Below are 20,646 nucleotides of genomic sequence, written 5' to 3' on the forward strand. Positions count from 1 at the left end.
ATATTCCAACGCATGGACCATCCCGCAGACCATGTGCAGCATGTCGTCGACCAGTGGGCCACCGAGCGACCCGACCTGGACGCGAGCCCGATCCTCGTCATCGGCCGGCTGCACCGGGTGGCGCTCGCGCTGACCGCGGAGCTTGTCCCGGTCTACAACGCGCACGGCCTCGGCGAGGGCGACTTCGACGTGCTCGCGACACTGCGTCGCTCGGGGGCCCCGTACGAGCTGACTCCCACTGAGCTGATGGAGCAGACGATGGTGACCTCGGGCGCGGTCACCAAGCGGCTCGACCGCCTCGAGGGTGCCGGCCTGGTCGAGCGGCGCATCTCCGAAGGGGACCGGCGAAGCCGGATCGTCGGGCTGACCAGCACCGGCCGCGACCTCATCGACGCCGCCATGGCCGACCACCTCGCGAACGAGCGACGCCTGCTCGAGAGTCTGACCGCGAGCGAACGGCGCACTCTCGCAACGTTGCTCGCCAAGCTTGGCGCCGGTCTCGGTGCATGACCAGACTCCCGGGGCCGTGTCGGAGTGGCCCTGTGCCCATGTGCTGTGCGTGACGACGGCGACTCATACGCCCGGCTGGGGTCGGACACGGAGTCCTGACAGGACGGCTCCCGACCGTTGACGGCAGTGGCAGACGGCCACTGCGACAGATCAAGGAGTCCGTATGAACAGCAAGCGAATGGCACTCGCAGGGGTCGGAATACTCGCGGCAGCAGGCATCGCCATCGGTGCGGCATCGCTGGCCAACGCGGCCGGGTCGACCGAGATCGCCGGCTACTCGGGGCAGCCCGGGAACGGCTACGGCGCCCCGAACGGTGCACCCGGCGGCACGGGATCCGGTAGCGGAGAGAGCCGGGGCGGCGCGCCGAACGGCAACACCGACCCGAGCAAGCCGATGCGCTCCGACGAGCAGCTGCTCACCGGCGACACCGCTGCCAAGGTGACCGCCGCGGCCAAGGCCAAGGAGCCGAACGCCACCATCGAGCGGGTCGAGACCGACTCCGACGGCGTCTATGAAGCGCACATGGTGCGCACCGACGGCACGCACATCATCGTCCAGGTGGACGCGAGCTTCGCCGTGACGAACGTGCAGGAGATGGGCCAAGGCGGTCCGGGTGACCACGCCGGCGGCCGGCCGGGTGGGCAGTCCGGTGGGCAGTCCGGTGGGCAGCCTGGCGGCCAAGGCGGGACCGAGACCCCGGCACCGGCCTCCACGACCACCTGAGCCGCAACCGCCACAGGAGTCACGTGAGCAACCAGGCCGCCTCACCTGCTGACCACTAGAGCGCGCAAGGCGGCAAGCAGCATACGCTCCGGTGGCATGACGGTTGGGGCACTCGCGCTGCTCGCCATCGCGGCGCTGCTCGTCGGGTTCGCCAAGACGGCGATCGGCGGCATGGGCAGCGTCGCGGTGGCGATCTTCGCCTTCGTGCTGCCGACCCGCGAGTCGACCGCCGCGATCCTGCTCCTGCTCATCATCGGCGACTGCGTCGCGGTGTGGCACTACCGGCGCCAGGCAGACTACGCCTTGCTCAAACGCCTTGTGCCAGCGGTGATTCCGGGGCTGGCGCTGGGTGCCGTGTTCCTGTGGTGGGTCGACGACACCACTCTGCGGCGCGCCATCGGGATCCTCCTGCTCGTGCTCGCGGTGATGCAGCTGCTCCTGACCTGGCGCTCGCCCGACACGACTCGGGTGGCCTCGTCGCAGACGGCCGCCCTCGGGACCGGCGTCGCAGCCGGGTTCGCCACGATGACCGCCAACGCTGCAGGCCCGGTCATGACGCTCTACCTCGTCGCGCAAGGGGTCGAGAAGCTGCGGTTCCTGGGCACCAGCGCCGTGTTCTTCTTCGTCGTCAACCTGTGCAAGCTGCCCTTCAGCTTCGGGCTCGGCCTGTTCACCGGGGCCACCGCCTGGCGGACCCTGGCCCTGGCACCCTTCGTCCTGGTCGGGTGCTGGGTCGGCCTGCACACCGCCCGCCGCCTGAGCCAGACCCGCTTCGACCAGCTGGTGCTGGCCGCCACCGTCGTGTCGGCGCTCGCCCTCGTCGTCCGCTGAGAGCCGTCTGCACGAGCTGGGGTCACTCGGGCGCGAGCCGCCCGGGGATGTTGTACGGCGTCACCACCTCGACGTTCGCCGGCACCGACGTCGGCGCGCCGGGCAGGACGTGATGCGCGCGCATGACCTGCCGCAGGGCACGCCGCATGTCGGCCTGGAGGTCGTGGTGCAGCACCGCCGACACGACGCCTGCACGCAGCAGGTCGAGGTTGTCGGCATCGAGGTCATGTGCGACGAAGACCTGGCAGTCCCGCCCCGCTGTCTCGAACTCCCTTGCAATTGCACGGTTTCCGCCACCGACGGAGTAGACCGCGCAGACAGACGTGTCACCGCGAAGTGCGTCGCGGACCTCCGCGCCCAGAGTCTCGTCGAGCCCGTCGGTGTCCGTGACGACACACGTCCGCAGCCCGGGCGTCGTCGCTGCCAGCCGGGCCACGAAGGCGTCCACCCGCTCACGCTCGCCGAAGAACGACGACCTGCTCATCGTGACGAGCACCGTGCCACCGGACGTGCCGAGCCAACGCGAGACGAGGTAGGCCGCGGTGTCGCCCGCGGCGGTGTTGTCGAGCCCGATGTATGCCGCCCTCTCGGAGTCGTGCACGTCGGTGACCAGGGTGACCACCGGGATCCCGCGGGCCACGACCCGCCTCGCGGCAGCGGCCACTACTGGGTCGTCCGGGGCTTTGAGCAGGACTCCGTGGGACAGTCGTCCACGCCGTCCGACGGCGTCGAGGGAGGCGACGGCCGCGGCCGGGTCGGCGCTCTCCCGCAGGTCGAACCGGGCTCTGACCACGGCCGGTCGCGCCGCGGGGAGCTCGGCCTCGACCGCCCGTCGCACGGCCTCGGAGAACCGCTCGGGCGCCTGCATGACGACGTCGACGACGAAGGTCCGTGAGGCGATCCGCAGCTGTGACGCCTGGCGGTCGAGGTCGAGCACGGCCTGCTCGACGGCACGAAACGCACGCGCGCTCGCCCCTGCGCGACCGTGCAGCACCCGGTCGACGGTGGCCTCGGACAGACCGGACTGCTCGGCGATGTCGCTCACGCGGTGCGTCCGCGGGACGCGTCGGGTCATGGTCTCCACGCTAGCCGCTGATGGGTTTCTGAGGGGTTCCGGCCGGCGCGCTCGCTCGCCACAGCCGCATGCTGAGAGGGACCCCAACACCCCGGCCGCCCGTCGAGGAGGACATCGTGACCGTGACCCGCCCAACCTCAAGCCCCGCCCCGCACTGGCTCGTCCCCGAGGACTGCCACCTGGAGGATCTCGTCGCCGTGCTCGAGGACCGCACCGACCTCGACGACTACCCGCACGCCGCAACGGTCGAGCAGGGCGTGGTGGTCTACGACGCGGCCGGGCTGGCCGGCATACTCAGCGACTCGGCGGCACGCCGGAGCCTGCTCGCCGAGCTTGCGCGAGCTCTCTCGGACGGCCCCGGCATCGTCGTCTTCGAGGGCGCGTTCACTCCGGAGACCGTCGACCGGGTGACCGAGGCGTTCGAGGCGATGATCGCCGAGCAGCGCTCTGCCGGCATGCAGTCCGGTGACCACTTCGCCAAGCCGGGTGCCAACGACCGGGTCTGGAACGCCCTCGAGAAGCTCGCGGTCGCCGACCCCGGGGCCTTCGTCGACTACTACGCCAACGACATCGTCGCCCTCGCCTCGACCGCCTGGCTCGGCCCCGGCTACCAGGTGACCTCGCAGGTCAACGTCGTGAACCCCGGCGGTGCAGGCCAGACCGTCCACCGCGACTACCACCTCGGCTTCCAGAACGACGACGTGTGCGCGCTCTACCCCGGCCACGTCCACGCGCTCTCCCAGACGCTGACCCTCCAAGGCGCGGTGGCGCACTGCGACATGCCGGTCGAGTCCGGCCCGACCCTGTATCTCCCGCACAGCCAGAAGTACGCACACGGCTACGTCGCCTACCAGCGGCCCGAGTTCCAGGACTACTTCGTCGCCAACCACGTGCAGCTGCCGCTCGCGAAGGGCGACGCCGTCTTCTTCAACCCGGCCCTGTTCCACGCCGCGGGCACCAACCACTCGACGGACATCCGGCGCATGGCCAACCTGCTGCAGATCTCGTCCGCCTTCGGGCGCGCCATGGAGACCGTCGACCGGCAGCGGGTCGTCGAGGCCGTCTACCCGGCGCTGCTCGCGGCCAAGGCTGCCGGCCGCCCTGAGGGTGAGCTCGCGAACGCGGTCGCCGCGACCGCCGAGGGCTACGCCTTCCCGACGAACCTCGACCGCGACCAGCCCATCGGAGGGATGGCGCCCCCGAGCCAGGCCGACCTCGTGCGCCAGGCGCTCGTCGCCGGAACAGGAGCCGCCGAGCTGGCCGACCGGCTCACCGCCCAGTCCCGCGCGCGGGAGAGCCACTGAGGCTCCCTCCGTCGCTCACTCGATCTGGGTCGGGGCGGTGGTGCGGCGGACCACCAGTTCGGGCCTGATGAGCCGCCCCTCGCGTGAACTTGATTCTCCCGCAAGGCTGTCCAGGCACGATGTCGCCCACCGGACGGCGGCTCCCCCGAGGAGTGCCGGGTCCTGCCGGACGGTTGTCAGGGCGACGTGCGGGTATGCGGCCTGGTCGATGTCGTCGAAGCCCACGACCGACACGTCGCCCGGGACGCTCAGTCCGGCCTGGCGCACGACGTCGATGAACCCCAGCGCGCACCGGTCGTTGAAGGCGGCTACGGCGGTCGGACGGCGGTCCCCCGCGAGGGCCAGGAACGCTTCTGCGGCAGCCGCGCCGTCCAGCTCGGTCAGCCCTCCCGCAAGCACCTGCTCGTCCTGCGGAGGCTCCGACCGCATGCCGCGTCGGTAGCCCTGCCGCCGTTCGGCTGCGCCGGCCGCGCGGCCACCGTCGAGGAGCGCAACGCGACGGTGGCCGAGTGAACGCAGGTGGTCGACCGCGAGACGAAGGCCGAGCGCATCGTCGGTCCGCACTACGCCGACCGACGAGTTCCGTACAGGTCGAAGGAGGCTCACGACCGGCATACGCTCGGCCAGCCGGCCCATCGCCGCCGCGGGCAGCTCGCTGCCGACGAGCAACAGCGCCTCACAGCGCTCAGCGAGAAGGGTCTCGACCGCATCGGCATCCGGCCGGTCTGGCGTCACGCCACTCAGGACCACCTCATATGCCGCCCGGTCGGCTTCCGCGTAGAGGCTGCGGATGAGCTCGCCATGGAAGGCGTGTCCGACGGCGAAGGTGACGCCGAGCATCCGGGTGCGTCCGCGGCCCAGGCGGCTCGCCCGGGTGTCGGGCCGGTAGTCGAGCTCGCGCGCGGCGGCCAGGACCCGCGCCCGCGTCTCGTCAGACGCGCCGGCGACTCCCCGGAACACGATCGACACGAGAGCTCGCGAGACGCCGGCTCTGGCGGCCACGTCCTCCATCGTCACCCGGTTCGGCATGGCCCGAGTCTAGAGCGCTCCACGTCCCTTGACGTGGAGTGGTCGGAGGCATCACTATCGAACTAGAGCGCTCTAGTAGACAAGCGAAGGAGCTTCAGATGACCGCCACGCACCCCGTCCGTTTCGGGCTCATCGGCTGCGGCCGCATCGGCACGTACCACGCGACGACCCTCGCCCGACGCCTCACGGAGGCCGAGCTCGTCGCCGTTGCAGACCCGGTCGAGGAGGCTGCGCGCCGTCTCGGTGAGGCTCTCGACGTCGAGTGGCTGACGGACGCGCAGGCCCTGATCGACGACCCGCGCATCGAGGCCGTCGCGATCACGTGCGCGAGCACTGCCCATGCCGACCTCGTCGTCGCCGCGGCACGCGCCGGAAAGGCCGTCTTCGTCGAGAAGCCGATGGCCATGACTCTCGCCGATGCCGACCGCGCGATCGCCGCCGTCGACTCTGCAGGGGTCCCGCTCCAGGTCGGCTTCAACCGCCGGTTCGCCCGTGACTTCTCGGCCGCGCACGACGCGGTCGCGTCAGGCCGGGTCGGGGCGCCGCACCTGCTCAGGTCGCTGACCCGCGACCCAGGTCTGGCGAACCCGGGCTCCGTCCCGCCCTGGACGATCTTCACGCAGACCCTCATCCACGACTTCGACGCCCTGAACTGGTTCAACGCCGGCAGCCGCGCCGTCGAGGTCAGTGTCATGGCCGACGCGCTGGTCGCACCGGACTTCAAGGACTCCGGTCTGCTCGACACCGCGGTGGTGACCGTCAGGTACGACAACGGCGCCATCGGCGTCGCCGAGGCCAGTTTCTCTGCGGCATACGGCTACGACGTCCGCGCCGAGGTCTTCGGCTCGGGAGGCATGGTGCTCGCCGGCAGCCCCGCCCACCTGACCACATCCCTGTGGACCACTGATGGCGCCGCGCAGCCGACGGCGCGGACGGACACCGACCTTTTCGGCGATGCGTATGCCGCTGAGCTCGCTACCTTCTGTGCCGCGGTTCGCAGCGGTGTGCAGCCGCCTGTGGGCGCGTCAGACGCGCGCGCGGCGCTGCGGGTCGCGCTCGCCTGCATCGAGGCGGTCGAGACCGGCACAACCGTGAGCGTGCGGGACACGGACCGGGAGGTGGCCGCGTGAGCGCCACCGCAGCAAGCCCGTTCCAGCTCGCCGTCAGCTCGGAGATGGTCTTCCTCGACCTGCCTGTGGCCGAGCGCATCCGGCGGATCCACGAGCTCGGCTTCGCCGTCGAGATCTGGGACTGGACCCGGCACGACCTCGACGCGCTCGAGGCCCTGCGTGCCGAGGGCGTGGCCTTCTCGTCTATGACCGGATACGTGCGGGGTCGGCTGAGCGACCGGGAAGGCGCCGACGAGCTGCTCGCGACCGCAGCGCAGTCGGTGCCCGTCGCGAAGCGCCTCGGCATCCCCCGGCTCAACCTGCACGGCACCGGACTCGACGACAAGGGACTGCCGGTCCGCCCCGAGGCCGAGGTCACCGGTGCGATGTGGCTGACCGCCCGAGAGACGCTCGCGCGTGTGGCGGAGCTCGGTGAGCGCGAGGGTGTCATGTTCGTGCTCGAGAACCTCAACACGGAGGTGGATCACCCCGGCGTGCCGTTCGCTCGAGCCGTCGACTGCCTCGCGCTCGTCTCAGCAGTCGACAGCCCGCAGCTGCGCCTGATGCTCGACCTGTACCACGCGCAGATCGGTGAAGGGAACCTCATCGAGCTCTGCCGCCGCGCGCTGCCGTGGATCGGCGAGATCCAGGTCGCGGACGTGCCAGGGCGACGCGAGCCGGGGACCGGCGAGATCAGCTACCCCGCGGTGGCCGCGGCCTTGGCCGAGATGGGCTACCGCGGACCGGTCGGCCTCGAGGCGTTCGCGTCGGGCGACTCCGAGCTGGCGCTCAAACGGTTCCGCGACGCGTTCACCCTCTGACCGGCACGGGACGAGTGGGACGGAGCGCTCACTCGACTGTGGGACGGAGCGCTCACTCGACGGGGTGCGCCGGTGCGGTGGTGCCTCGCACGACGAGGTGCGGTTCGAGCACGATGTCGACGGGCTTGGCCCGACCCTCGTCCAGGCGCTGGGTCGCGGCCTCGACCGCGGCAACCGCCATCGGTTCCGGCGCCTGGCTGACGGTCGTCAGGTCGATCGTTGCGAGCCGGGCTATCGGGCTGTCGTCATAGCCGACGACTGACACGTCCGCCGGGACGTCGATCCGCTTGCGCCGCAAGGCATCCAGCGCTCCCAGGGCGGCGCGGTCGTTGAAGCACACCAGTCCGGTGACCGAGTCGTCGCCGGACGCGAGCGCGCCATCGAGCACGGCCACGGCATCCTGACCCGCCTCCTCGGTGGCACCGCCGGGCACGACCCGCGCAGCAGGCACGCCTAGACGGCCCACCGCCGAACGGAAGGCCGTGCGGCGAACGGACGAGATCGGCCCGGCCGGACCGTCGACGAAGGCGAGCGCCCGATGCCCCAGGCCGGCCAGGTGGTCGACGGCCAGCGCCACGCCGACGTCGTCCGCGGCCCGGACCACGTCGATGCCCGGCACGTCGACGGCACGCCCGATGGCGACGACATGGTGCTCTGCGGCGAGGGCGGCGAGGTCGTCGTCGGACATCGCCGGACCCAGCAGCAGCAGCGCCTCGCAGCGGAAGTCGAGGAGCGACTCCACCGCTCGCCGCTCGTCACGGGTTCGCGTCAGTGGGCTGACGACCACGTCATAGCCCCGCTCGTCGGCTGCGGCCTGGAGGTCCTCGAGCAGCTCGGCGTGGAAGGGGTTGCTGACGGTCATCGTGACGCCGAGCAGCTGGGTGCGTCGCCGGGCGAGCAGGCTGGCGGTCCGGTCCGGCCGGTACCCGAGATCGGAGGCGGCTCGAAGGACGGCCTCGCGCGTCGACTCCGAAGGTCCCGGCAGGCCGCGCAGCACGAGCGAGACCGAAGCGGTCGACACTCCAGCGCGCGCGGCGACGTCGTCCAGCCTCGGACGGGACGGACGGGACGGTCGGGACGGTCGGGACGGGCGGGACGGGCGGGACGGCATACGGCTCCTGTCGCTCGACGACGATGGTCGGAAGTTTGTCAGCACAAAGTGTTGACACTGGGACGGTGCGCCCCGCAGACTCTCTTAAAGCGCTTTAAGCCTACCGCATCCACTGATGTTCGAAGGAGCACATCATGACCACGTCCCCCATCGGCGTCGCCGTCATCGGCGCCGGCATGGCCGGCCGCGCGCACTGCGCGGGCTACCGCAGCGCGCCGACCCTGTTCGACCCTCCGCTGCCACCGATCCGGTATGCCGCCGTGGTCGACGCGAACGCGGCCGTGGCCGAGGACGCCGCAACCCGATACGGCTTCGACCGTCACAGCACCGACTGGCGCGACCTGTTGGACGCCGACGACGTCCATGTCGTCAGCGTCGTCGTCGCGAACCACCTGCACCGGCAGATCGTCGAGCAGCTTCTCGACGCGGGCAAGCACGTCCTCTGCGAGAAGCCGCTCGCCGCCGGCCTCGAGGACGCGCAGGCCATGGTCGCCGCCGCAAAGGCGCACCCCGACCAGGTGACCGGAGTCGGCTTCGTCTACCGGCGCCAGCCCGCCGTCGCCGCGATCCGCGACCTGCTGCAGGACGAGCTCGGCGAGGTGTCGCACTTCAACGGCCGCTACTGGTGCGACTACGCGCGCAGCTCCGAGACGCCGATGGCTTGGCGCTACAAGGGCGGGCCCGGCACCGGCGCGCTCGCGGACATCGGCAGCCATCTCATCGACCTGTCCGAGTTCGTCTGCGGCCCAATGGACTCCGTGAGCGGCGGCGCTTTCGCGACCAAGGTCACCGAGCGTGCAGTTCCGCTCGGCACGACGTACGGGCACGCCAAGGCCGAGCTGTCGGACGTGTGGGAGCCCGTCGAGAACGACGACGTCGCGACGTTCACCGCGCACTTCGCCAGCGGCGCCGTCGGCACGTTCTCGATCTCCCGGATCGCACCGGGCCACGCCAACTCGCTCGCGGTCGACATCATGGCCGAGCGCGGCGGCGCCAAGTGGGACATGGACCGACCCGCCGAGTTCAGCGTCATCCGCCAGCTCCGCGGCGACGGACTCGACGGGTACAACCAGGTGCTCGCCGGGCCGGCTCACCCCTACGTCAAGGGCGGCCTGCCCATGGACTTCCCCGGCTGCTCGTTCGGCGTCGGCGACCTCTTCGGCTACCAGGCCCGAGCGTTCCTCGAGCAGGTCGCCGGCATCAAGGGCCTGCCCCCGGTTGCGCCGTTCGAGGACGGCGTGCGCGACCTCAAGATCATCGACGCGGTCATCCGCTCGGCCGCGGCCGACGGCGCGCGCGTCTCCGTCGCCACGAGCGCCTGAGCCTCCAGACGGCCAGGCCCGGCCAGGCAGCCCACCCCGCACGTCACAGACCACCCCGGAAAGGACCATCCATCATGCAGCTCGGTGCGTACAACGCGTGTCTCGCGGACAAGTCGCTCCCCGAGGCCCTCGACATCATCGCCGGCCTCGGACTCACCAGCGTCGAGATCAACTCTGGCGGCTTCCTCCCGCCGATCCACCTGCCCATCGACGACCTTCGCTCCAGCGAGGACGCGCGCCAGCAGTACCTCGGCGAGTTCTCCTCCCGCGGCCTCACCCTCACGGCGCTCAACTGCAACGGCAACCCGCTGCACCCGGCGGCCGGATTCCCGCACTCGCGGGACCTGATCGACTCCATCGAGCTCGCCGCCATGCTCGGCGTCACTCGCCTCGTCACGATGTCCGGGACGCCCGGCGGCGAGCCGGGCACCACTGTCCCCGTGTGGAACCCGCTCCCTTGGTGGAGCCCGTTCCTGGACGTGCAGGACCACCAGTGGAGCGTCGCGATCCCGTACTGGAAGGACATCCAGGCCCGAGCGGCCGATGCCGACGTCAAGGTCGCGATCGAGATGCACCCGGGCAACATCGTCTTCAACCCGCGCACGATGCACCGCCTCGCCGAGGAGATCAACGCGACGCACGTCGGCGCGGAGATGGACCCCAGCCACCTCTTCTGGCAAGGCATCGACCCCGTCCTCGCGGTGGCCGACCTCGGTGAGCTCGTCTACAACGCCGCAGCCAAGGACACCCGGATCAACGAGGCCGCCAAGGTCAACGGCGTCATCGACGACGCCTTCAGCCGGGTCGCGGAGGGCGAGCCGGGCTACCTCTCGCTCGGTGGGGGCACGAGCCTGAGCGGCTGGCCGAAGCACTCGTCGTGGGACTTCGTCGCGGTCGGCCGCGGCCACGACACGGCGTACTGGACCGAGTTCCTCCGCGCCCTGCACAAGATCGACCCCGACATGCCCGTCAACATCGAGCACGAGGACCAGGAGCTCGACCAGCTCGAGGGGTTGCGCTTCGCGGCCAACACGCTCATCGAGGCGGAGAAGGCGCTCTGACCATGCGCGACGTCAACGAGCCACTGCGCATCGGAGTCCTCGGAGCCGCGCGCATCACCTCGCTGAGTCTCGTCGCACCAGCCGCGGCCACCGGGCATCGCCTCGTGGCCGTGTCGGCCCGGGACGGCGGGCGCGCGCGGGACTTCGCGGCCGAGCACGGGGTCGAGCGAGTGCACGAGTCGTATGCCGACGTGCTTGCGGACCCGGAGGTCGAGGCGGTCTACAACCCGCTGCCGAACTCCCTTCACGCGGAGTGGAACATCCGGGCCGCCGAGGCGCGCAAGCATGTGCTTGCAGAGAAGCCGTCGGCACTGGACGCGGCCGAGGCGCAACGCGTCCGGGACGCCGTGACGGCATCCGGCGTCGTCTTCATGGAGGCGTTCCACTACCCCTACCACCCGCTGTTCGCGCGCGTGTGCGCGCTGCTCGACGACGGCGCCGTGGGCGAGGTCGAGCACATCTCTGCCGTGCTTCGTATGCCGGCGCCACCCGACCACGACCCGCGCTGGTCGCGCGAGCTGGGTGGCGGCGCCACGATGGATCTCGGCTGCTACAGCCTCTCCTGCCTGCGTCTGCTGGGCAGCTATGCCGGCGGCGAGCCGCGCGTGGTCAGCGCGTGGGCGGACGAGCGGCCGGGTCGCCCCGGGGTGGACGAGCGGCTCTTTGTCGATCTTGAGTATCCCTCTGGTGCCACGGGTTTCGGCGGCAGCGACATGGACTCCACTGACCGCGACATGGCCCTTACCGTGAAAGGGACGCATGGCGAGCTCGTCGTGCCGATGTTCCCGGTGCCGCACGAGGGCGACTCCCTCGTGCTCCGGCGGGCGGGGTCCGAGGCCGTCGTGGAACACCTCGGGACGCGGACGAGCTACACGTACCAGCTCGAGGCCTTCGCCGCTGCGGTCCGCACCGGTGCGACCGTCCTGACGAACGCCTCCTGGTCGGTGGCGAACCTCGAGCTCGTCGACGCGGCATACCTGGCTGCCGGCCTGCCGACGCGCGCCGACGCGAGAGCGCTCACGGCCTGACATCAGGGTCCGACAGGTGGCATGGGACGAACCACGGCCGAAGGACGCCTTCCTGAGTCACGTGCACGACAGCCCCCTGGTGGCGCTGTCTGTCGGTCCGGCCGATGGTGAGGGATGACGATGGAGAAGGGCAGGGAGCGGATCTCGGACTACGTCCAGGAAGCGTGGCTCCAGAGGGTGCCTGCCTCTATCGAGGCCGCCGAAGGTCTCATCGCCAAGTCGAGAAGGCATCTGGCATCGGCCGAGCGGATCGCGGACGACGACCCCCAGGGCGCCTACGTGCTGACCTACGACGCAGCCCGCAAGGCCATGGCTGCCGTACTCGAAGCCGACGGCCTGCGCGCCACGTCGAAGGGTGGACACACGGTGACTGCAGCACCCCCTATGAGCGGGGGAACAGGTCACAGCGATAGGCCAGCACGATGGCCTGGGCCCGGTCGCGCACCTCGAGCTTCTGCAGGACGCGTGTGACGTGGGTCTTGACCGTGGTGTCGCTGATGAACAGCGCTCGCCCGATCTCGGCGTTGGACAGACCGTCAGCGATGAGCCGGAGGACGTCCAGCTCCCGCGAGGTGAGCGTCGACAGGGCCTTGGGCGGCGCCTGGCGATACCGGGGAGTGAAGTGGGCGATCACCCGGCGGGTGACCGCCGGCGACAGCAGCGCGTCACCCGCGGCGACGGTCCGGACGGCCGCGATGAGCTGCTCGGGCGGCTCGTCCTTGAGGACGAACCCGCTGGCCCCGGCGTGCAGGGCCTCGTAGACGTAGTCGTCGAGGTCGAAGGTCGTCAGGATCAGCACCTTCGCTGCCGCATCGGCGGTCAGGATCCGCCGGGTCGCCTCGAGGCCGTCCAGCACCGGCATCCGGATGTCCATGAGCACGACGTCGGGGCGGTGGCGCGCGGCCTGAGCGACCGCCTCCTCACCGTTGCTCGCCTCGGCGACGACCTCGATGTCGGGCTCGTCGGCGAGCAGCATGCGCAGCCCGGCACGCACCATCGACTGGTCGTCCACGACGAGGGTCCTGATCGTCACCCGGTCATCGTCCATCGAGAGGCAGCCTCGCGGACAGGGCGAAGCCACCACCATCGATCGCGGTGGCGGTCATCTGCCCTCCGTAGATCTTGACGCGCTCGCGGATGCCGACGAGCCCGTGGCCAGTGCCGTCAGCCGTGGAGTCGCCCAGACCGTCGTCCAACACCTCGAGCTCGATCTCGTTGGGGTCGTAGCTGATCCGCACGTTCGCGTGACTGGCGTGGGCATGACGGAGCGTGTTGGTGAGGCCCTCCTGGACGATGCGGTATGCAGACAGGTCGAGCCCGGGGGCAAGCGGCACGGGATCACCGTGGATCTCCAGCCGGGCGTCGAGACCGGCCCTGCGCACGTCCTCGACCAGCGCGGGCACCTGCGCGAGGCCGGGCGCAGGGGCACGGTCCACGTCCTCGCCGTCGGACCGCATGGCGTCCACGATCCGCCGCATCTCGGACAGGGCCACGCGGCCGGCGTGCTCGACGTTCTCGAGCGCGGCGCGGTTCGCGGCGTCCACAGCCGGCATCCGGTGCCTGACCGCCCCCACCTGCAGCACCATGACGCTCACCGAGTGAGCCACGACGTCGTGCAGCTCGCGAGCAATCCGAGCCCGCTCCTCGGCCACCGCCACCCTGGCCGACGCCGCCCGGTCCCGCTCGGCCTCCGCGGCGCGACGCTCGGCGGCCTCGGTCTGCTCGGACCGCTCGTGGAGGACGAAGCCGACCAGCCAGCCGAGCACGAACAGCGCCGGGATGAAGAGCATGCTGCTGGCCGAGTGCGTCGGGTCGTTGTAGACGATCGTGGTCGCACCGACGACGACGACCGCGAGGCCCACTCGGGCCTGCCGCACGTCGGCGAGGCTGCCGAGCAGCACGGCGGCGATCATCCCGGCGATGAACACCGGGGACTGGCCCACGATGAGGCGACCGTCCGCGAAGGACAGCGCCGCGCCGACGAGCCAGGTCGCGGCCGGTGCGACGAATGGCGCCCAACGGCGCAGGAGCAGGCTGAGCACCACGGCGGCGACGGCCGCAGCCTCCAGCCAGGGCCGGGACCCATGGTCGCCCGGCGCCGTCCCCAGGCGCACGGCCGTCCCGACCGCACCGGCGACGGCGAGGACGACGACCAGCGCGTCCAGCCCGTACTCCGTCACGATGCTCCGGTTTCGACTCACGTCGCCAACGTATGCCGTGGCGCCGGGCCCCCGCGTCGTCCAAAGGTCGGACCGGGCGTCCTTCCTCGAGACGACGGTGAACCAGCACTTTCGACGACGCGGCCGACGGCGTCACCCTCCTACCGTCGAGAGTCATGACCACGACCAACTCTCTCGAGAACGGCGCCGGCCCGACCCGGCGCCCGTCGACGTCGACCGCGGCCCACGGCATACAGGTCGGGGAGCCGCAACCGACGCCCATCCCGCAGTACTCCCTCAAGCGGATCCTGGCCGTCTGGGCCGCCGCTGCTCTGCCCATGGCGGCCCTCGCGTGGGTCGCCGCCCCGCTGCTGGCCGGCGCCCTCGACGGTCCCAGCGCCTGGCCGCGAGCCCTGCTGCTCTGCCTCACCGCAGGGCTCGCGTGGCAGCTGGTCCTGGTGGTTGCCTCGGTGCGCCGCGAGCAGGGCACGCTTCGCTGGTCCGTCGTGAAGGACGCGCTGTGGCTGCACGCACCGACCAGCCCACGCAGCGGCAGGCGCGGCGGCCGCGTGTGGTGGGTCCTGGTGCCCCTCGTCCTCGCCGTCGCCGCGAAGGAGGCGCTGCCGAAGATCCCGGCCCCAGCCAACCGCGACCAGGGTCTGTTCCTCCAGTCGCTCGACGGCCGTGAGTTCTTCTCCGGCAACTGGCTCTGGTTCGCCCTGACCGTGACGATGATGGTGCTCAACACGGTGCTCGGCGAGGAGCTGCTCTTCAGAGGCCTGCTGCTGCCGCGCATGCGAGGCGCCTTCGGCCGCTGGGACTGGCTGGCCAACGGCATCCTCTTCGGCCTCTATCACCTGCACCTGCCGTGGTCGATCCCGGCGAACCTCATCGACACGTTCTTCATCTCGTGGCCGGCCAGCAGGTACCGCAGCGCCCTGATCGGCATCTGCGTCCACAGCGTACAGACCGTGGTGTTCACGGCGATGCTGCTGGTCCTCGTGCTGCGGTGACGCGCAGAGTGGAATGCATCGAGGTGACCGCTCGACCAGCTGGCTCAGGTCGCGCGGTCACCTCGATACGGGCTCAGGCGTAGAAGTCGGGCTTCGCGACCATCTCCACGGTGACGACACCGTCGTCCGTGAGCGCCTTGACGCCGGCGTCGCAGACGCACGCCGCGGCATATCCGTCCCACGACGTGGAGCCTGTGTGCTCCCCACGCCCGACCGCGTCGATCCACTCCTGCACCTCGGTGACGAAGGCCCCCCAGAAGCGGTCGTTGTGGTCCCGGGCGATGGAGTTCCGGTGCCCCGAGGCGTCCCGCACCTCGATGGCGTTCTGGTCGGCGAGGCTGACGGTGCCCTTCTCGGCGACGGCCTCGCACCGGATGTCGTAGCCGAACTGGCAGTTGACGAAGATCTCGTCGTCGACCCGAACACCCGACTCGGTCTCGAGGACGAGCACCAACGGGTCCTGCAGGTGCTCGAAGCGCAGCGACGTCTTCTTCGGCTTGTCGACGCGCGCCGAGACGAACTCCTCACCGAGCAGCCAGCGCATCGTGTCGACCTCGTGGATGGCGGTGTCGTTGATCGCCATGTCCCACGTGTAGTTCTGCGGCACAGTGGGATTGCGGTGCGCGCAGTGGACCATGAGGGTCTCGCCGAGGTCGCCCGAGTCGAGCAGGGCCTTCATCTGCCGGTAGCTCTTGTCGAAGCGGCGCATGAACCCGACGGTCACCAGCCGACGCCCGACTGCCTGCTCGGCGGCCATGATGCGCAGCGCCGCTTCCGCCGTCGGCGTCAGCGGCTTCTCGCAGAAGACCGGCTTGCCGGCCGCGAGGCACGCGAGCACATCCACCTCGTGGGCGGGGCCGTAGCTGCAGATCATCACGGCGTCGACCTCGTCGGCGCCGATGAGGCTCGCCGAGTCGGGGTATGCCGTGCCGCCGATCCGGTCGGCGACCTCCTTGGCGCGCACCTCGTCGACGTCACTCACCGCGACGACGCGGCCGCCCGCGATGACGGTGTGGATGCGGTCGATGTGGGCCTGCCCCATGCCACCGGGGCCGATCATGCCGATGCGTACGGTCATGGTGACTGTCTCCTTGCCAATGTGGGGTGTCGGTGTGGGTCTCGGTTGGGCGTCAGCGCAGGCCGAGGCCGATGGATGCGAGGTACTCGCGGGTCTGGATGGCGTTGGGCAGGGGGTAGGACGGCTCGCAGGGGTACATGTCCTGCTCACACACGACGTAGAGGTCCTTGTCGAGGTCGGCCAGTGCCTCGATGAGCGAGGGCATGTCGGGCGCACCGGCGGGCGGCGCGACGGAGCAGCCCTTGGCGACAGCGAGACCGAACGGCCAGTCCTCGTCGTGGGCCTGCTGGACGAGGCCCGGGTCCATCGCCTTGATGTGGACGTACGAGATGCGCTCGGGGTATTTGCGGCACAGCTCCATCGGGTCGCCGCCGCCGTAGACGATGTGGCCGGTGTCGAGACAGAAGCCGACATAGTCGGGGTCGGTCGCCTGGAAGATGCGGTCGATGTCCTCGGGCGTCTCGATGTGGCTGTCGCCGTGCGGGTGCAGGACCATCCTGAGGCCGTAGTCCTCCTTCATGATCCGGCCGAGGCGGTCCGCGTTGGCGATGTAGTGGTTCCACGCCTCGGTCGAGAGCACCCGGTCGTCGGTGTACTCCCACGTCTTGTCGTCGCGGAAGAGCGGCGGCAGGTGGACGATGTACTCCGCACCGACAGCCGCATGCGTCTGCGCGATCGAGCGGAAGGTCGCCTCCGTGTCCGCCCAGGCCTCCGGCTTGTGCAGGATGCCCCAGCCGGTGCCCGCGACGACGCGGAAGCCGCGCTGGTCCATCGCCTCCTGGAGTCGCTCCGGATCCTTGGGGAAGTAGCCGTACGGCCCTGTCTCCATGACGGAGAACCCAGCCTCGGCCATCTCGTCGAGTGCCTTCTCCCAGGGGATCTGCTTCTCGTCCTCGGGGAACCAGACGCCCCACTGGTCCGGGCAGACGCCGATGGTCAGCTTGGCGTAGCGGGGGTCGGTGTTGCGGGCCTTGGACTCGCCCATGGATGTTCCTTTCACGGCAGTGTGGTGAGGTCGGTGAGCTCACTGAGCTCAGTGAGGTGGGTGAGTGCGACGGCCGCTGCTGCCGCCTCGTGGTGGAGCCCTTCGTGGCCGGTGCGCGGCTCGTCGTACCGCAGCTCGCGGCCGTCGTGGGCGCGGACGGTGAAGCCGCCCGGCTGGTAGAACGGGCCGTCGATGTGGAGCGTGGCCTCGGATCCGACGACGGTCGCCGTCGTCGGGGTGTCGCCGAGGATGGAGGCGAACAGCGAGGCGACTCCGCCGGTCGACGACCGGGCGGCCACCGCGATCTGCCCTTCCACCCGGTCAGGGCTGAGAGCGGCCGGTGCCGGCGTGACCACCTCGGAGATCTCCTTCAGGTCACCGAGCACCCATCGCGCGAACCACAGGGGGTAGGTCAGCAGGTCGTAGCGCGGTCCGCCCGCGAGGTCCGCCCGCATGATCCGGTGCTCGGGGCCGAAGTGCTCGCCGAGGTCGGCCTGGACCGAGTGGACGGTGCCGAGCACGCCGTCGTCGAGCAGCTGCCGGATGACGTCGAACTTCGGCAGGTAGGCCGACCAGAGCGCCTCCATGAGGAAGAGCCCGCGCGCAGCCGCGAGACCTTCCAGCTCGGCAACCTCCGCCGCCGACAGTCCTATCGGCTTCTCGACCACCGTCGCCCTGCCGGCCTCGAGCGCGAGGCGTCCGTGCGGCAGGTGGAGGTGGTGCGGCGTCGCGACGTAGACGATGTCGACGGCCGGGTCGGCGACCAGCTGCTCGTACGAGGCGTATGCCGTCGGCCTGGGCGGCGTGCCCCTGCCGGCCCTCGTGGCCCCGTCGTTTCGGGCGACGAACGCGTCCGCGAACGCGTCCGCGCCCTCCAGCGTGCGGGACCCGACGGCATACACCTGCTGTCGCGTGTGGCGCACCATCGCGTCGCAGAAGCGCTCGGCGATCCAGCCCGTCCCGAGGACGCCCCACCGCAGCGGTGGAGCGTCCATCGGGTCCGGCGTCCGCGGTGCGGGCAGGACAGCGGGCAGGGCCATCAGTCGTTCTGGGGGAAGCCGAGGTTGAGGCCGCCGTGGCTCGGGTCGAGCCAGCGGGAGGTGACGACCTTGCCGCGGGTGAAGAAGTGGACGCCTTCGGTGCCATGGGCGTGCGTGTCGCCGAAGAGCGAGCTCTTCCACCCGCCGAAGGAGTAGTACGAGACCGGCACCGGGATCGGCACGTTGACGCCGACCATGCCGACCTCGACGTTCCGCTGGAACTTGCGGGCGGCGCCGCCGTCGTTGGTGAAGATGGCTGTGCCGTTGCCGTACGGGTTGCTGTTGATGAGGTTGAGGCCCTCCTCGTAGGAGTGCACTCGGACCACGGACAGCACCGGGCCGAAGATCTCGTCGTCGTAGACGGACATGCCTGGTCTGACGTTGTCGAACAGCGTCGGCGCGAGGAAGTAGCCCTCTCCGTCGGCGTCGAAGTCGCTCTCCCGGCCGTCGACGACGAGGGTCGCGCCGTCGGCGACACCGGAGTCGAGGTACGAGGCGACCTTGTCGCGGTGCTGCTTGGTCACGAGCGGGCCCATGTCGCAGCCGCGCGTGCCGTCGCCGGTGACGAGCTTGCCCATGCGGTCACGGATCTTCGAGATGAGCTCATCGGCGATCGGCTCGACCGCGACGAGGGCCGAGATCGCCATGCAGCGCTCGCCGGCGGAGCCGAATCCGGCGTTGACGGCCGCGTCGGCGGCCAGGTCGAGGTCGGCGTCGGGCAGCACGAGCATGTGGTTCTTCGCGCCGCCAAGGGCCTGCACCCGCTTGCCGTGTGCTGTGCCGGTCTCGTAGACGTACCGCGCGATCGGGGTCGAGCCGACGAACGACACGGACTTGACGTCCGGGTGCGTGAGCAGCGCGTCGACCGCCTCCTTGTCGCCGTTGACGACGTTCATGACGCCGTCGGGCAGCCCGGCCTCCTTCCAGAGGGCGGCGATGGCGACCGCTGCCGACGGGTCCTTCTCGGAGGGCTTGAGGATCACGGCGTTGCCGCAGGCGATCGCGATCGGGATGAACCACAGCGGCACCATCGCCGGGAAGTTGAACGGCGAGATGACCGCGACGACGCCGACCGGCTGCCGGATCGAGTAGACGTCGACGTTCGTCGAGGCGTTCTCGCTGAAGCCGCCTTTGAGCAGATGCGGTATGCCGCAAGCGAACTCGGCGACCTCGAGGCCGCGCGTGACCTCGCCGACGGCGTCGCTGAGCACCTTGCCGTGCTCGGCGGTGATGAGCGCGCCGATCTCGTCCTTCTTGGCGTTGAGCAGCTCGCGGAAGGCGAAGAGCACCTGGGCGCGCTTGGCCAGCGAGGAGTCGGCCCACCCCTCCCAGGCGGCCTTGGCCTGCTTGACGACGTCGTCGACGAGGGCCGCGGACGCGAGATCCAGGACCCCGGTCTGCTCGCCGGTGGCGGGGTTGAAGACGGGCGAGGTGCGCTCGGCGGTGCCGGTCCACGGCTGGCCGCCGATGAGGTGGGTGATGCGGGTGGGGGTGCTCATGGTGCTGTTCCTTCGTTCGAGCAGGTGGAGGTGTGGGCCTGGGGGGTGCCCGGTTCAGGGGGAGGTGAGGGTGGGCGGGGTCGACCACTTGTCGAGGTACGAGCGGATCGTGTCGCGCATGTACTCGCTGGACTCGCGAGCGCGGTCCTCCCAGGCGAAGACGCACGCCGTGACGATGCCGTCGAAGCCGATGCGCTCGAGCCCGCGGAAGAACTGGTCGAAGTCGACCTCGCCCTGGCCGATGTCGAGGTGCTGGTGCACCGTGACCTGCGACCCGGGCGGGTTGACGATGTAGCGCAGGCCGGAGGACGCCGTGTGGTCGTAGGCGTCGGCGACGTGGACCATGGTGAGCAGGTCGCCCGCCTTGTCCATGATCCCGTCGCAGTCGTTGCCCTGGTGGAACGTGTGCGGCGCGCAGTAGAGGAACGAGACGTTGCGCGAGTTGATGCCGCGAATGAGGTCGACGGCGCGCTTCCCGTCCTCCTCCCAGTCGTCCGGGTGCGGCTCGAGGACGAGGCGGATGCCCTCACGCTCGAAGACCGGGAGAAGGTCCTCCATCGACCGCCAGAACTGCCGCTCGCAGACGGCGGCCTCTCTCGGGTTGCCGTTGAGCTCGGAGTTCATCGTGTCGACACCGAGGTCCGAGGCGATCTGGATGGCGCGCTTCCAGTAGCGCACGGCCGCCTGCCGCTCGTCCTCGTCGGGGCCGGACCACCTGAAGAGCGGCAGGACGGACGACACGCCGACGCCGGCCGACGAGAGCGCCGTGCGGAAGGCCGCCACACCGGCGTCGTCGACGCGAGGGTGGTTGAAGAACGGGATGAAGTCGTCACGGGGCGACAGCTCGATCCACTCGTATCCGAGGTCGGCGACCAGCCCGGGCAGCTCGGCGAGCGGTGTCGTGCGGAACATGTAGGGGTCGATGGCGAGCTTCACGGTTCGAGCTC

The 20,646-nt window shown here is 70.4% G+C and carries 20 protein-coding genes; 10 read left to right on the plus strand and 10 right to left on the minus strand.

Translation table 11 applies throughout. The annotated features are described in order from the left end of the window. Window positions 1-12: 12 nt before the first annotated feature. From ACYVLP_RS04160 to ACYVLP_RS04170, 3 genes are all read left to right on the plus strand, one after another. Window positions 13-510, plus strand: a complete 498-nt coding sequence (locus tag ACYVLP_RS04160) for a MarR family winged helix-turn-helix transcriptional regulator (RefSeq protein WP_460626072.1) — start codon at window positions 13-15, stop codon at window positions 508-510. A gap of 163 nt (window positions 511-673) precedes the next feature. After that, window positions 674-1,234, plus strand: coding sequence for a hypothetical protein (locus ACYVLP_RS04165; RefSeq protein ID WP_460626073.1), 561 nt, complete (start codon window positions 674-676; stop codon window positions 1,232-1,234). Between the two features lie 96 nt (window positions 1,235-1,330). Beyond that, the gene (locus ACYVLP_RS04170) at window positions 1,331-2,065 is read left to right on the plus strand and encodes a sulfite exporter TauE/SafE family protein (protein ID WP_460626074.1); all 735 of its coding nucleotides are present in this window, start codon (window positions 1,331-1,333) and stop codon (window positions 2,063-2,065) included. A 22-nt stretch (window positions 2,066-2,087) separates the two neighbouring features. Here the strand turns inward: ACYVLP_RS04170 and ACYVLP_RS04175 are convergent, their stop codons facing one another. Next, window positions 2,088-3,140 (minus strand): LacI family DNA-binding transcriptional regulator, encoded by a 1,053-nt coding sequence (locus tag ACYVLP_RS04175; protein WP_460626075.1) that lies wholly within the window; start codon window positions 3,138-3,140, stop codon window positions 2,088-2,090. 116 nt (window positions 3,141-3,256) lie between these two features. Between ACYVLP_RS04175 and ACYVLP_RS04180 the strand changes: the two genes are divergently transcribed. Beyond that, the gene (locus ACYVLP_RS04180; RefSeq protein WP_460626076.1) at window positions 3,257-4,444 is read left to right on the plus strand and encodes a phytanoyl-CoA dioxygenase family protein; all 1,188 of its coding nucleotides are present in this window, start codon (window positions 3,257-3,259) and stop codon (window positions 4,442-4,444) included. Between the two features lie 15 nt (window positions 4,445-4,459). On the opposite strand, the gene ACYVLP_RS04185 is transcribed toward ACYVLP_RS04180, so the two are convergent. Then, entirely contained in the window at window positions 4,460-5,473 is a 1,014-nt protein-coding gene (locus ACYVLP_RS04185; RefSeq protein WP_460626077.1) for a LacI family DNA-binding transcriptional regulator, read from the minus strand. A gap of 98 nt (window positions 5,474-5,571) precedes the next feature. Between ACYVLP_RS04185 and ACYVLP_RS04190 the strand changes: the two genes are divergently transcribed. Further along, on the plus strand, window positions 5,572-6,603 hold the full coding sequence (locus ACYVLP_RS04190) for a Gfo/Idh/MocA family oxidoreductase (protein WP_460626078.1): 1,032 nt from the start codon (window positions 5,572-5,574) through the stop codon (window positions 6,601-6,603). Between the two features lie 44 nt (window positions 6,604-6,647). Beyond that, window positions 6,648-7,403: a TIM barrel protein gene (locus ACYVLP_RS04195; RefSeq protein ID WP_460626377.1), complete on the plus strand. Its 756-nt coding sequence runs from the start codon at window positions 6,648-6,650 to the stop codon at window positions 7,401-7,403. 52 nt (window positions 7,404-7,455) lie between these two features. Here ACYVLP_RS04195 and ACYVLP_RS04200 read toward each other — a convergent pair whose 3' ends face one another. Next, complete coding sequence (locus tag ACYVLP_RS04200) at window positions 7,456-8,514, minus strand: LacI family DNA-binding transcriptional regulator (protein WP_460626079.1); 1,059 nt, start codon at window positions 8,512-8,514, stop codon at window positions 7,456-7,458. 134 nt (window positions 8,515-8,648) lie between these two features. Between ACYVLP_RS04200 and ACYVLP_RS04205 the strand changes: the two genes are divergently transcribed. The 3 genes from ACYVLP_RS04205 to ACYVLP_RS04215 all read left to right on the plus strand — a co-directional run bounded on the left by ACYVLP_RS04205 (window position 8,649) and on the right by ACYVLP_RS04215 (window position 11,925). Continuing rightward, a complete protein-coding gene (locus ACYVLP_RS04205) occupies window positions 8,649-9,836 on the plus strand; it encodes a Gfo/Idh/MocA family protein (protein ID WP_460626080.1) in 1,188 nt (395 codons plus the stop codon). Window positions 9,837-9,910: 74 nt separating this feature from the next. After that, on the plus strand, window positions 9,911-10,897 hold the full coding sequence (locus ACYVLP_RS04210; RefSeq protein WP_460626081.1) for a sugar phosphate isomerase/epimerase family protein: 987 nt from the start codon (window positions 9,911-9,913) through the stop codon (window positions 10,895-10,897). A gap of 2 nt (window positions 10,898-10,899) precedes the next feature. Further along, window positions 10,900-11,925: a Gfo/Idh/MocA family protein gene (locus ACYVLP_RS04215; RefSeq protein ID WP_460626082.1), complete on the plus strand. Its 1,026-nt coding sequence runs from the start codon at window positions 10,900-10,902 to the stop codon at window positions 11,923-11,925. Window positions 11,926-12,307: 382 nt separating this feature from the next. Here the strand turns inward: ACYVLP_RS04215 and ACYVLP_RS04220 are convergent, their stop codons facing one another. Further along, window positions 12,308-12,973: a response regulator gene (locus ACYVLP_RS04220; RefSeq protein WP_460626083.1), complete on the minus strand. Its 666-nt coding sequence runs from the start codon at window positions 12,971-12,973 to the stop codon at window positions 12,308-12,310. Further along, complete coding sequence (locus ACYVLP_RS04225; protein ID WP_460626084.1) at window positions 12,963-14,126, minus strand: sensor histidine kinase; 1,164 nt, start codon at window positions 14,124-14,126, stop codon at window positions 12,963-12,965. The genes ACYVLP_RS04220 and ACYVLP_RS04225 overlap by 11 nt, the downstream gene beginning before the upstream one ends. Window positions 14,127-14,260: 134 nt before the next feature. Here ACYVLP_RS04225 and ACYVLP_RS04230 point away from each other — a divergent pair, with 134 nt between their 5' ends. Continuing rightward, window positions 14,261-15,097, plus strand: a complete 837-nt coding sequence (locus tag ACYVLP_RS04230) for a lysostaphin resistance A-like protein (RefSeq protein ID WP_460626085.1) — start codon at window positions 14,261-14,263, stop codon at window positions 15,095-15,097. Window positions 15,098-15,170: 73 nt separating this feature from the next. Here ACYVLP_RS04230 and ACYVLP_RS04235 read toward each other — a convergent pair whose 3' ends face one another. From ACYVLP_RS04235 to ACYVLP_RS04255, 5 genes are read right to left on the minus strand one after another with little or no spacing between them, the layout of a single operon-like run. Beyond that, entirely contained in the window at window positions 15,171-16,175 is a 1,005-nt protein-coding gene (locus tag ACYVLP_RS04235; protein ID WP_460626086.1) for a Gfo/Idh/MocA family protein, read from the minus strand. Between the two features lie 52 nt (window positions 16,176-16,227). Beyond that, window positions 16,228-17,160, minus strand: coding sequence for a TIM barrel protein (locus ACYVLP_RS04240; RefSeq protein ID WP_460626087.1), 933 nt, complete (start codon window positions 17,158-17,160; stop codon window positions 16,228-16,230). Between the two features lie 11 nt (window positions 17,161-17,171). Continuing rightward, a complete protein-coding gene (locus tag ACYVLP_RS04245) occupies window positions 17,172-18,200 on the minus strand; it encodes a Gfo/Idh/MocA family protein (protein ID WP_460626088.1) in 1,029 nt (342 codons plus the stop codon). Then, complete coding sequence (locus tag ACYVLP_RS04250; protein ID WP_460626089.1) at window positions 18,200-19,699, minus strand: CoA-acylating methylmalonate-semialdehyde dehydrogenase; 1,500 nt, start codon at window positions 19,697-19,699, stop codon at window positions 18,200-18,202. The genes ACYVLP_RS04245 and ACYVLP_RS04250 overlap by 1 nt, the downstream gene beginning before the upstream one ends. A 54-nt stretch (window positions 19,700-19,753) precedes the next feature. Continuing rightward, window positions 19,754-20,635 carry a sugar phosphate isomerase/epimerase family protein gene (locus ACYVLP_RS04255; protein ID WP_460626090.1) on the minus strand — a complete coding sequence of 294 codons (882 nt, stop codon included), beginning with the start codon at window positions 20,633-20,635 and terminating at the stop codon, window positions 19,754-19,756. Window positions 20,636-20,646 lie beyond the last annotated feature (11 nt).

The organism is Intrasporangium mesophilum, from assembly GCF_054783095.1.